Raw genomic sequence first — 12,254 nt, 5'->3', positions numbered from 1 at the left:
GGACCTGGCCGACCCTCGCCCGTCCCCGACCCTCACCCGACCCCGACCGACCACCACCGGGAGCGACCCCCATGCACCGCTTCGACCTCACCGGCCGTACCGCCCTGGTGACCGGCGCCGCCCGCGGACTGGGCCGGGCCCTCGCCCTCGCGCTCGCCGAGGCGGGCGCCGACCTGGTCCTGGTGGACCTGCCCGGCGCCCCCGGACTCACCGGGACCGCCGAGCTGGTCCGCGCCACCGGCCGTACCGCCCACCTCCACCCGCAGGACCTGGCCCGCACCGAGGACCTCGCGGACTTCGCCGACCGGGTGCGGGAGGCGGTCGGTCCGCTGCACATCCTGGTCAACAACGCCGGAGTCGCCGCCCTGGAGCGGTTCAACGAGATCACCGCGGCGAGCTGGGCGCGGATCATGCGGGTCAACCTCGACGCGGTGTTCTTCCTCAGTCAGCGGGTCGCCGAACACATGGTCAGGGACGGTGTGGCGGGCCGGATCATCACCGTCACCTCCAAGAACGGCCTGGTCGCCGAGGCCGGGCTCGCGCACTACAACGCGTCGAAGGCCGCCGCCGAGTCGCTCACCCAGAGCCTCGCCGTCGAACTCGCCCCGCACGGCATCACCGTGAACGCGATCGCGCCGGGCATGGTGGAGACCCCCATCGACGGCGAGTTCCCCTTCGACCGCGAGGCGTTCGAGGCCGCCTACCGCGAGCGCATCCCGCTCGGCCGCTACGCCCGGCCCGACGAATGCGCCGGGGCCCTGCTGCTGCTCGCCTCCGACGCCGGGAGCTACATCACGGGCACCCGGATCGTCGTGGACGGCGGAGTGCTCGCCGACCAGATGCCACGGACCCGGTTCATGCCGCCGTACCGGAGCAGCTTGCCGTCGGCCGACGGGTGAGGCCGGAGAGCGGGAGGGCAAGGCGTCGGGGTGGGACCGTCGGCGCCGGTCACAGCCGTCACACAGCGGGAGCGTGACGCTCTTCACGTTGGTATCGAAACGTTTGCGTTTCGCGGAGCGGGCGGTCTACTCTCGTTCCTGTACGAAACGGTGTCGTTTCGCATCCGCTCGGCTCTGCCGTCCTCTCACGCTCCAGGGGCCTCGCTCCGGAGCGCCGTCCCTGACAGGAGTGTGTCTCCATGGCGCCAACAGACTTGGCCGTGGACGCGCCGTCGCTGAACAAGCGCTCCGCCCCGGCCGGGACCGCCGCGTCGCCGCACCGCTGGTGGATTCTGGCCGTCGTCGCCGTCGCCCAGCTGATGGTCACCCTGGACGCGACCATCGTGAACATCGCCCTGCCGTCCGCCCAGGCCGACCTCGGCTTCTCCGACGGCGACCGCACCTGGATCGTCACCGCCTACTCCCTCGCCTTCGGCAGTCTGCTGCTGCTCGGCGGCCGGATCGCCGACCTCTTCGGCCGCAAGCTCGCCTTCCTCACCGGCGTCGGCGGCTTCGCCGCGGCCTCCGCGCTCGCCGGAGCCGCCACCAGCTTCGAGATGCTGGTCTTCGGCCGCGCCCTCCAGGGCGTCTTCGGCGCCCTGCTCGCCCCGGCCGCGCTCTCCCTGCTCACCACGACCTTCACCGACGCCAAGGAGCGCGCCAAGGCGTTCGGCATCTACGGCGCGGTCGCCGGTTCCGGTGCCGCCGTCGGACTGCTGCTCGGCGGTGTCCTCACCGAGTACCTGGACTGGCGCTGGACCCTCTACGTCAATGTGCTCTTCGCGGCGCTCGCCCTGACCGGCGGCTGGCTGCTGCTCAAGCGCGGCACCCGCGAGTCCGGCGCCAAGCTCGACATCCCCGGCACCCTCCTGGTCACCGGCGGACTGTTCGCCGTCGTCTACGGCTTCTCCAACGCCGAGTCGCACGGCTGGGGCAGCGGACTGTCCTGGGGCTTCCTCGCCGCCGGTGCCGTACTGCTGGCCGTCTTCGCCTGGTGGCAGACCCGCTCCTCGCATCCGCTGCTCCCGCTGCGCGTGCTGCTCGACCGCAACCGCGGGGCGTCCTTCGCCGTCATGCTGATCATCAGCGCCGGAATGTTCGGGGTCTTCCTCTTCCTCACCTACTACCTCCAGCTCAGCCTGGGCTTCTCCGCGGTACGCACCGGGCTCGCCTTCCTGCCGATGGTGCTGTCCCTGATGACCGCCGCGACCCTCGCCACCAGCCTGCTGCTGCCGCGGATCGGCCCGCGGACCGTGGTCGGGCTCGGCATGGGACTCGGCGCGGTCGGCATGGCCTGGCTCACCCGCCTCGACCTGACCAGCACCTACGCCGGTGATGTGCTGCCCGCCCTGGTGGTCGCCGGACTCGGTATCGGCCTGGTCATGGCCCCGGCGATGAGCCTCGCCACCAGCGGGGTCGGCGCCGACGACGCCGGAGTGGCCTCCGCCTCCGTCAACACCATGCAGCAGATCGGCGGCTCCATCGGCACGGCGCTGCTCAACACCCTGGCCGCCAGCGCCGCCACCGCCTATCTGACCGGGCGGGACGCCACCGACCCGGCGGTCCAGGCACAGGCCGCGCTGGACTCCTACGCCACCGCCTACTGGTGGTCGGCCGGCTTCTTCGCGGTCGGCGCCCTGCTCGCCCTGCTGCTCTACCGGCGCGGAGTCCCGTCCACCGACGGTGACACCGCCCCCACGGTCCACATGTGAGCGGCATGTGGTGAGCCGCGCCCGCCTTGGGACGGGGCGGGCGCGGACGGACTCACACCGGGGCCCCGGTCGACGAACGGTCGACCGGGGCCCCGGCCGTTCCGGCAGGAGGCGGTGCGCCGTGCTCGGCCATGCCCGCCGGGTCCCCCGGACAGGGCGTGGCAGTACGGCGTACGCGGGTACCCGGAGGACCTGACCGGTGAACCGCACGACGGGATCGGTGGTGACCCCCGCCATGACCACGAAACCCGCCCCCAGAACGCCCTCCCGGCCCGCCGACCGGGCCGTCGTCCGCGCCCTCCTCGACCGCCAGCCCCGCACCTACCCCGAGGCGGCGGGCATCCGGCTGCGGAACACGCCCATGCCGCTGTACCAGACCCTCGTGCTCGCCCTGCTGCTCAGCGCCCGGATCAGAGCGGGCACCGCGGTGTCGGCGGCGCGGGAGCTGTTCGCCGCCGGGATGCGGGACGCCCGCTCCATGGCGGACGCCGACTGGCAGCGGCGGGTCGACGCGCTCGGCCGCGGCGGCTACCGGCGCTACGACGAACGCACCGCCACCCAGCTCGGGCGGGGCGCCGCACTCCTCCTGGACCGCTACGGCGGCGATCTGCGCCGGCTGCGCGAGGCACCCGACCCGCGCCTCGCCCTGATGGAGCTGCCCGGCATCGGACCCACCGGCGCCGACATCTTCCTCCGCGATGTCCAGGGCGTCTGGCCGGAGTTCGCGCCCTATGTCGACCGCAAGGCGCTGGAAGGCGCCCGACGGCTGCGGCTGCCCCCGTCGCCGCGGCGGCTGAGCGGACTCGTGCCCGACCGGGAACTGCCGCTGCTGGCCGACGCCTTGGTGCACGCGGCCCTCGACCGACGGCTCGCGGACGACGTCCTGAGCGCCGCCCGCGCCGCCTGAGCGCACGGCCTCCGCGCGGACGACGTCCTGAGCGCCGCCCGCGCCGCCTGAGTACCCGGCGCCGCTACCCCGCCGCGTGCAGCCCGTCCACCAGGATGTCGATGACCAGTGGGGTGCGCGGACCGAAGCCCAGCAGCACACCGTCCTCCAGGGTGACGACCCGGCGGTCCATCCCGGCGGGCGTCTCCTGGATGCCCGGGATCTCCACCAGCCCGTCCACCCCGCCGACCGACTCCAGCCCCTTGGTCATCATGAGCAGCACATCGGGCCGGGCGGAGACCAGCGCCTCGCTGGTGAGCGGGGTGAAGGGCTTGTCGAGTCCGGCGTCCACACCCGCGTCGACCGCGCCCGCCGCCGCGATCAGCGAGTCCGCGCCGGACCCCTTGCCTCCCATGAGGTAGACGGCCGCGCTGCCCCGCATATAGAGGAACGCCACCTTGGGCGTGCTGCCTTCCGGGACCGCGTCCCGCGCCGCCGCCAACTCCCCCTCGATCCGGGCGTTGAGGGCCTCGCCCGCCGCCGGAACGCCGAGCGCCCCGGCGATCCGGGTGGTGCGGGTGGTGACATCGGACAGCTCGGTCGCCGGGTCGAGGACGACGACCGGCACGCCCGCGTCCCGGATCTGGTCCAGCGCCTCCGCCGGGCCGGTGTCGGTGTCGGCGAGGACCACCGTCGGCCGCAGCGACAGCACGCTCTCCGCGCTGACGTCGTGCGCCTTGGTCACCAGCGGCAGATCCGCCGCCTCCTCGAACGTGGCCGTGATGTCCCGGCCCACCACCCGATCGCCGAGCCCGAGGGTGAACACGATCTCGGCGACGCCGCCGTTGAGCGGCAGGATGCGCGAGGCGTCCTCGACGGTCACCCGCCGTCCGTCGGAGGAGTCCACGGTGACCGGGAGTTCGGGGGCGGGCGGCCCGCCCTCCAGCGGGACGAGGGTGTTGGCGTCGAGCCGGGCGCGCGCCGCGTCGGCCCGCTCGCCCGCCGACGCGGACGACGGTGCCGTGGCCGCGCTGGAACCCCCGGTCCCGGCTCCGCCCGAGCACGCCCCGGTCAGCAGCGCGAGCGCCAGCACCAGCGCGGCGGACCCTCGACGCCGGTACGACCGCGCCGACCGTGCCCCGTCCGCCGTACGGCCCCGGCGGCTGCCGTCGAGACCCCTGCGACCGTCCCCGCCCGCGCGCTCCCCGAGCGTGGTCCCACGCCCGCTACCCCTGGCCCTCATAGCTCGCCTTTTCCTTTCGACGGCACTCACTTGGGCGTTAGTTTAGGTTAGGCTGGCCTAAGTTTCCCGAGGTGGGGGTGTTCCATGTCATCGGCAAGTGGCCCGCGCAGCAGACGAGTTGGCGGGATCGGCGCGGTCGCGGTCGCTGCGGCGCTCACCCTGGCGGCGGTGCCGCCCGCCCTGGCCGCCGGGGGTTCGGCGACCGGCCCTGAGGGGCAGCGACTGACCGTGTCCAAGACCTCCGGCCTGGTCGAGGCGGGGGAGACGGTCACCGTCACCGGCAGCGGCTACAACACCGAGAAGGGCATCTATATCGCCCTGTGCGTCGACAACGGTCCCGGCAAGACACCGACCCCGTGTGTCGGCGGGGTCGACATGTCCGGTGAGTCCGGCGCCTCCGTGTGGATCTCGTCCGACCCGCCGTCGTACGGCGAGGGGCTCGCTCAGCCCTACGAGGGCAGCGGTCACGACGGCTCGTTCTCGGCGCGGCTCAAGGTCCGCGCCAAGGACGCCAACACCGACTGCACCGCGTCCGGGGTGACCTGCGCGGTCATCACCCGCAACGACCACACGCGCGGCGGCGACCAGACCCAGACGGTCCGGGTCCCGGTGACGTTCGGCGGTGCCACGGACGGCGGGTCGGCCACCGGCGGCGACCAGTCGGCCGACCCGACCGCCACGGCCGGTACGGACACGACGGGCACGACGGGCACGGCGACGGGCGGCACCACCGGTGGTGGCGGCTCGGACTCCGGGTCCAGCGGCGGCGGCCCGCTGGCCAGCACGGGTGCGGGGCTGGCGCTGCCGCTCGGGATCGCGGCGGCGGGGCTGGTCGTCGCCGGGGGCGCCACGTGGGCGGTGGCCCGCAGGCGCCGGTCGGTGGTCCGCGCGTCCGGCACGCGGTGACGCACGGTCAGGTTTTCCGGGGTCTGCGGGCCTGCGGGTCTGCGGGCCTGCGGGCTGGCGGTCTGCCGGGTCTCCGGGGGCTGCCGGTTCTGTGGGTTCTGTGGGTTCTGTGGGTTCTCAAGGTGCCCCAGGTTCTCCAGATACCCCGGGTTCATCGGGGCGGTTCGAGGAGGGTGGAAGTGAAGGCGACGAAGAGATCCGCCGCCGCGCTGGTGGTGGCGGGCGCAGCCGTGCTCGCGCTGCTCACACCGGGCGCGGCGAGCGCGCGCGGCGGCGCGGAGGTCTCCGGCGGGTATGTGAGCTGGTCCACGGCCGAACTGGCCGGTTCCGGACTGACCTTGACGGGCGTCACCGGGTCCGCCGGGCGCGTCTGGTTCCCCGCCGGGGGCGGCACGGTGGACGGGACGGACGCGCGGGTGGACCTCACCGGGACCGCCGCGCTCGGCACCGACCGGAGCCCCGCGCTGCTGCTGGCCGGGCTGCGGCTCACCTTGGACGACGGGGCGGGCGCCCTGCACGCCCGCCGGTCCGACGGGGGCCCCGAGTTCGCCCTCGCGGAGGTACGGCAGGGCGAGGCGGGTCCCGTCGTACGGGACTCCGGGGCCACCTGGACGGGACTGCGCACGGCGCTGACCGAGGAGGGGGCCGCGCTGCTCGCCGAGTGGAGCGGGCGGGAGTTCACGGCCGGGGACCCGATCGGGCTGCTGGACGTGACCGTGGGCACCGGTGACGGCCCGCCCGCACCGCCGCCCGCGCCGGGCGAGGAGACCCCGGCCGCCCCGAGCCCGGTACCGGCGACGCCGGACCCGCGCCCGGTCGACGTATCAGGGGACTCCGGCGGACCGCCGACGGCGACCGTGGCCGGTGCGGTGCTGACCGCCGGGGCCGAGCAGCGGGTCACCGGCGCCGGGTTCGCGCCCGGCGCGGTGGTGCTGGTCGCCGTCGACGGGGACACCCGCTATCAGGCGGTGGCCGATGAACGGGGGCGGCTGGAGCGGGCGTTCCCCGTGTACGCCAACGCGCTGCCGGGAGAGCACACCGTCGCACTGACGCCGGTGACCGGGGCGGACGGCGGAGCCGTGGTCCGGTTCGAGGTGCGCGCGCCCGACTGACCCATGGGTGGGAGAAGGAGCGGGCTCGGTGAGTCCGCTCCTCGGCATGTCCGGACATGGACCCCAACTCACGGGAGATCACGGGCAGTTGGGATCCGCGAAGAAGAACGAGGACTTCTCCGCGAACCGTTGACAACCCTCCCCGAATCTCAATTAGGTTTGCCTTACCTAACTGGGGCCGCATCCATGAGAGGGATTTCCGAATGAGACCCGTTTCCGTCCGTACCGCCGCCCGTGCCGGTCTGGCCGTCGCCGCCTCCGCCGCCCTCACCCTGGGCCTCGCGGGCTCGGCGTCCGCCGCGACCTCGACCCGCACGATCACCGACGGCGGCACGACGTACAACCTGTCGCTCACCGCGCCCAACTCGGCGTCGGCGGCGGGCCAGGTCATCACGGTCTCCGGGTCCGGCTACAACTCCGGACAGGGCGTCTATGTCGGGCTGTGCGTGGTCAACGGCGCCGCGGGCGCCAACAAGCCGTCGCCCTGCCTGGGCGGCCAGGACCAGTCCGGCTCGACCGGCGCCTCGCACTGGGTCAACCAGACCTTCGGCGGACTCTTCGCCAACAGCTCCAAGTTCTCCGCGGGCGGCACCTTCAGCGTCAACATCTTCGTGAAGGCCCAGCTGGAGGACGGCAGTGTCTGCGGTGAGGACGTGACCTGCGCCGTGGTGACCCGCGCGGACCACTTCGACACCAACGACCGCAAGTACGACGTACACGTCCCGATCAGCTTCTCGTAGCCGACGGCCGTACGTGGTGTGGGCCAGCTCCCGGTCCGCACCGCCCGGGTGCGGGCCGGTACGTCCCACCGGCCCGCACCCACCCCACTCCCACTCGGAAAGGCCCCCCATGCGCGTAGCCACCCCCCGTACCGCCGCCCGTGCCGGTCTCGCCGTCGCCGCCTCCGCCGCCCTCACCCTCGGTCTCGCGGGCTCGGCGTCCGCCGCGACCTCCACCCGCACGATCACCGACGGCGGCACCACCTACAACCTGTCGCTCACCGCGCCCAACTCGGCGTCGGCGGCGGGCCAGGTCATCACCGTCTCCGGGTCCGGCTACAACACCACTCAGGGCGTCTATGTCGCGCTGTGCGCGGTCAGCGGTGCGCCGGGGCAGAGTCAGCCGACCCCGTGCCTGGGCGGCGCCGACCAGACCGGCACCACCGGCTCCTCCCACTGGGTGTCCAACCTCGGCGGCGGCACGGTCGCCAACAGCTCCCGCTTCTCCACCGGCGGCACCTTCTCCGTGAACATCTTCGTCAAGGCCACCCTGGACGACGGCAGTGTCTGCGGCGAGGACGTCACCTGCGCGGTCATCACCCGCGCCGACCACACCGACACCGGCGACCGCAAGTACGACGTGCACGTCCCGATCAGCTTCTCGTAGCCCCGCCCGGCCGGGCGCCCCGCACCGCGCGGAGCGCCCGGCACCGGTCTTTCCGGGCCGCGCATCCTTCCACGAGGACCCCTCCATGACTGACGACACCACCGGCCGAACGAGCCGTATGCGCCGCCCCGCCGCGCTCCTCGGCTCGGCCGCGCTGATCGCCGCGGGCGCCACCGCCGTCACCGCGGGCCCGACCGCCCAGGCCGCGGACACCCCGAGGACCGGGCTCGGCAAGAACGGCCAGAAACTGACCGTCTCCGCCTCCGCGAACCTCGATCCGGCCGGTGAGACCCTCCGCGTGACCGCCGAGGGCTACGACTCCACCAAGGGCCTGTATGTGGCGCTGTGCAAGGACAACGGGGACGACCGCATCCCCACGCCCTGTCTCGGCGGCGCCGACCAGAGCGGCGGCAGCGGCTCCTCGAAGTGGATCGTCCCGCCCGGCGACCCCAACGAGGGCGACCTCACCGAGACCTGGGGCGCGGGCGGCACCTTCGACGTCCGACTCGACATCAAGGCGAAGGACGGCGGTCTCGACTGCACGCAGGTCGCCTGCTCCGTGATCACCCGCGTCGACCACCGCGCCGCGGGTGACCGCTCCCAGGACGTCCGTGTCCCGGTCACCTTCCAGGGCCAGGACCCCGGCGGCCCCGGCGACGGCGTGGACGTCCCCGCCGGGACCGTCAGCTATGTACGGGCCGCCGCGTACGGCACCGCGGGTCAGCCCAACGACCTGCTGCTGCACCCCGGCTCGGGGAAGCTGTACGTCGGCTCGAACAACATCCCCGACACCTCCGACGTCAACGAGGCCGGGCTGTATGTGCTCGACCCCGCCGACGGCCGGGTCCTCAGCCATGTCGCCCAGGCGCCCAGCTCCACGGGGGTCCTCGCCCCGCGCAACGTCCAGCGCATCGCCGGACCGCTGCCCGGGGACGGCGTCGTCTTCCAGTACCCGGTGCGCGGCATCGGCACCGCCAAGGACGGCGACAGCGCCGCCACCGGGTTCTGGCCGGCCGGAGCCGCCGTCAACGGCATCGCGCCCGGCACCGAGGCCGCCACCGTCCTGGTCTCCCAGGGCACCACCCTCTCCGAGATCGAGCACACCACCGGCACCGTCCGCCGCTCCGTCACCCTCGACGGCGTCGGCGAACTCGCCACCGACAGCGCACGCCAGACCCTGTGGGCCGCCGACCACGCGACGAAGAAGCTGCGCCGGATCGACACCCGCACCCTGGAGGTCACGGCCACCGCCGACCTCACCTCGGACCTGGTGGCGTTCGTGACCGTCGACCCCGCGACCGGCAACGCCTGGGTCGGCACCGGCCACGACGTCCTGGTGTACGGCCCCGACGGCACCCTCCTGACCACCCTCACCGGCACCGACCGTCCCACCGCCGTCGCCTTCGACGCCACCACGGGCGAGGCGTTCGTGCTCCGCGAGGACTACGGCAGCGCCGAGGACGGCGCCGACAACGTGGGCTCCCTCGACATCCACTCCTCGGCCACCTTCGCCAAGGCCGCCGCGTCCCTCGCCCTGCCCGGCAGCCGCGCCGGGGCCTACGCCGGGATCGCCGTCGTGCCGGGCGCGGGCACCGTCTTCGTGACCCACCAGGCCGAGAGCCAGGTGCTGCGGCTGGAGCGCCGGATGTCCCCGAAGGTGACCCAGGCGCCCACCGACCGGACCGTCGCCCCGGACGCCGAGGTGACCCTGGTCGCCGCCGCCGAGGGCATCCCCGCGCCCACCGTGCGCTGGCAGGTCAGCGCCGACGGCGGCCAGACCTGGACCACGATCGAGGGCGCCACCGCGCACACGTACCGCTTCACCGCGCGGCTCGCCCAGAACGGCTACCGCTACCGCGCCGAGTTCACCAACCCGGCGGGCACCACCCGCACCACGCCGGTCACCCTCACCGTCGAGGCGCCCGACGACGGGGGCGACACGGGCGGCGGCGACGGCGGCGAGGAGAAGCCCTCGGGCACCCGCACCGGCACCGGACCCGAGGGCCAGAAGCTCACCGTCACCCCGGTCAACCACCTGGCCCTGGAGGACCAGAAACTGACCGTCACCGGCTCCGGCTACGACACCGACAAGGGGATCTATGCCGCCCTGTGCGTCGACAACGGCCCCGGCGAGCTGCCCAGCCCCTGCGTCGGCGGTGTCGACATGACCGGCACCTCGCACTCCTCCGCCTGGATCTCCTCCCACCCGCCGGACTACGGCGAGGACCTGGCGATCCCGTACGGCGACGGCGGCACGTTCGAGGTGGAACTGACCGTGGCCGCGAAGGACGAGTTCACCGACTGCTTCAAGGTGACCTGTGTCCTCGCCACCCGCGCCGACCACACCCTGTCCGGCGACCGGACGCAGGATGTCAAGGTGCCGGTGGCGTTCACCGGCCAGGACCCGGTGGACACCGACCCGGACGGTGACACGGGCGGCGGCGACACGGGCGGTGGTGACACGGGCGGTGGTGACACGGGCGGTACCGGCGGCTCCACCGGAGGCGGCTCGACGGGCGGGGACTCGACGGGCGGGGGCTCCACCGGGGGCACGTCCGGTGGTACCTCCGGCGGGACCACCACGACCGGCGGCGGCAGCCTCGCCTCCACCGGCGCCACCCTCGGCACCGCCGCCGCCCTGGCCGCGCTGCTCACGGCCACCGGCTGGTTCGTGCACCGCAGGGCACGCGGCCGGAACGCGACGGCCGAATAGTCCGGGCGCCCCGCGCCCACCGGCTCTCCGCGTGCCGCAGCTCGCCGCGCTCACCACGCCTCGTCGCTGACCGCCGTCCCCGGCACCGGACGCGCCGCGCCCTCGGCCGTCCGCAGCCGCAGCGCGAGCAGCGGGAACACCAGCACCGAGATCATGGCCGCGCCCACCAGCGCCGCCGCCTCACCCGCCGTCACCACCCGCTCGTCCAGCCCGATCGCGGTGATCGCGGCGACCAGCGGCAGACAGGTCGCGGAGTACAGGGTGAGCGCGGTGCGGTCGGTGCGGCCGAGGTCGCGCGGGGCCAGCGCGTACACCGGAAGGCCCCGCACCACCAGGAACAGCGCCAGGAACACCGGGAGCAGCAGCAGGGAGCGGCCCCCGGCGAGCAGTGCGTGGAGGTCGAACTCGATGCCGGTGACGACGAAGAACACCGGCACCAGGAAACCGAACCCCATCGCCTCCACCTTGCCCAGCACCTCGGCGCTGCTCTGCGGGGCGGCGCCGGTCAGCACCAGCCGGGTGAGCAGTCCGGCGGCGAACGCGCCGAGCAGGGTGTCCAGGCCGAACGCGTACGCCAGGGCCAGCATCGCGGCCAGGATCAGCATCACGAACCGCACCGCGAACTGGCCGCTGGAGTGCAGGGTGCGGGCGATCACCTGGGAGAACCAGGGCGGGCGGGGGCGCAGCGCCCAGTACACGGCGGCGGCGGTGACGGCGGCGAACGCCAGCAGCAGCACGGTGGACTCGGCGGCGCCCCGCCCGCTGAGCAGTACGGCGACGGCGACGATCGGCCCGAACTCACCGATCGCGCCGAACGCCATCACGACCGTGCCGAACCGTCCCTGGAGGTCACCGCTGTCGCGCAGGATCGGCAGGATGGTGCCGAGCGCGGTGCTGGTGAGCGCGGTGCCGAGGACGAAGCTCTTGGCGGTGTCCCCGCCGGTCAGGGCGAGGGCGACGCCGAGTCCGGCGACCAGCGACAGCAGCCAGGCCCATACCGACCGGCGCAGGGTGTCGCCGCGTACGGCGGCGAACTCGATCTCGTAGCCCGCGAGGAAGATGAGCATCGACAGCCCGAGGTCGGACAGGACGTCGATGACCTGGCCGCTGTGCGCCCAGCCCAGCAGGTCGGGGCCGATCACGATGCCGAGCCCGATCTCGAAGATGACCAGCGGAATCCGGACCCAGCGGCCCAGTCCGTAGGCGAGCAGTGGCGCCAGTACCGCCACGGCCATGATGAGCAACAGCGTCCCCGCATGTGACATACGGGGCATTCTGGACCAGGGGTCGCCTGGAACCGTGGTCTTGACGGCCCGTGTCCGACGCACAGGGCCCGCACCCCGGAGACGGAGTGCGGG

The 12,254-nt window shown here is 73.7% G+C and carries 10 protein-coding genes; 8 read left to right on the top strand and 2 right to left on the bottom strand.

Annotated features, from left to right (window positions below; genetic code table 11):
• The first annotated feature begins 71 nt into the window (after nucleotides 1-71).
• From AB0D49_RS35985 to AB0D49_RS35975, 3 genes are all read left to right on the top strand, one after another.
• Entirely contained in the window at nucleotides 72-899 is an 828-nt protein-coding gene (locus tag AB0D49_RS35985) for an SDR family oxidoreductase (protein ID WP_362766405.1), read from the top strand.
• 239 nt (nucleotides 900-1,138) lie between these two features.
• Entirely contained in the window at nucleotides 1,139-2,650 is a 1,512-nt protein-coding gene (locus AB0D49_RS35980) for an MFS transporter (protein WP_362766402.1), read from the top strand.
• A 235-nt stretch (nucleotides 2,651-2,885) separates the two neighbouring features.
• The gene (locus AB0D49_RS35975) at nucleotides 2,886-3,557 is read left to right on the top strand and encodes an endonuclease (protein ID WP_362766399.1); all 672 of its coding nucleotides are present in this window, start codon (nucleotides 2,886-2,888) and stop codon (nucleotides 3,555-3,557) included.
• 64 nt (nucleotides 3,558-3,621) lie between these two features.
• Here AB0D49_RS35975 and AB0D49_RS35970 read toward each other — a convergent pair whose 3' ends face one another.
• Nucleotides 3,622-4,779 carry an ABC transporter substrate-binding protein gene (locus AB0D49_RS35970; RefSeq protein WP_362766396.1) on the bottom strand — a complete coding sequence of 386 codons (1,158 nt, stop codon included), beginning with the start codon at nucleotides 4,777-4,779 and terminating at the stop codon, nucleotides 3,622-3,624.
• A gap of 84 nt (nucleotides 4,780-4,863) precedes the next feature.
• On the opposite strand from AB0D49_RS35970, the gene AB0D49_RS35965 reads away from it, so the two are divergent.
• The 5 genes from AB0D49_RS35965 (at nucleotide 4,864) to AB0D49_RS35945 (ending at nucleotide 10,896) form a co-directional block, all read left to right on the top strand.
• Nucleotides 4,864-5,685, top strand: coding sequence for a hypothetical protein (locus tag AB0D49_RS35965; protein WP_362766393.1), 822 nt, complete (start codon nucleotides 4,864-4,866; stop codon nucleotides 5,683-5,685).
• Between the two features lie 179 nt (nucleotides 5,686-5,864).
• Nucleotides 5,865-6,797 carry a hypothetical protein gene (locus AB0D49_RS35960; RefSeq protein WP_362766390.1) on the top strand — a complete coding sequence of 311 codons (933 nt, stop codon included), beginning with the start codon at nucleotides 5,865-5,867 and terminating at the stop codon, nucleotides 6,795-6,797.
• 203 nt (nucleotides 6,798-7,000) lie between these two features.
• Nucleotides 7,001-7,537, top strand: a complete 537-nt coding sequence (locus AB0D49_RS35955) for a hypothetical protein (protein WP_362766387.1) — start codon at nucleotides 7,001-7,003, stop codon at nucleotides 7,535-7,537.
• A gap of 109 nt (nucleotides 7,538-7,646) precedes the next feature.
• The gene (locus tag AB0D49_RS35950; RefSeq protein ID WP_362766384.1) at nucleotides 7,647-8,183 is read left to right on the top strand and encodes a hypothetical protein; all 537 of its coding nucleotides are present in this window, start codon (nucleotides 7,647-7,649) and stop codon (nucleotides 8,181-8,183) included.
• Between the two features lie 85 nt (nucleotides 8,184-8,268).
• Nucleotides 8,269-10,896 carry an immunoglobulin I-set domain protein gene (locus AB0D49_RS35945; RefSeq protein ID WP_362766381.1) on the top strand — a complete coding sequence of 876 codons (2,628 nt, stop codon included), beginning with the start codon at nucleotides 8,269-8,271 and terminating at the stop codon, nucleotides 10,894-10,896.
• 50 nt (nucleotides 10,897-10,946) lie between these two features.
• Here the strand turns inward: AB0D49_RS35945 and AB0D49_RS35940 are convergent, their stop codons facing one another.
• On the bottom strand, nucleotides 10,947-12,161 hold the full coding sequence (locus AB0D49_RS35940) for a cation:proton antiporter (RefSeq protein ID WP_362766378.1): 1,215 nt from the start codon (nucleotides 12,159-12,161) through the stop codon (nucleotides 10,947-10,949).
• Between the last annotated feature and the right edge of the window lie 93 nt (nucleotides 12,162-12,254).

The sequence above is a fragment of the Streptomyces sp. NPDC048290 genome, from assembly GCF_040652095.1.
GTDB lineage: Bacteria > Actinomycetota > Actinomycetes > Streptomycetales > Streptomycetaceae > Streptomyces.
Note: the sequence above shows the minus strand (reverse complement) of the source record. Positions and strands in the feature narration are given on the sequence as shown.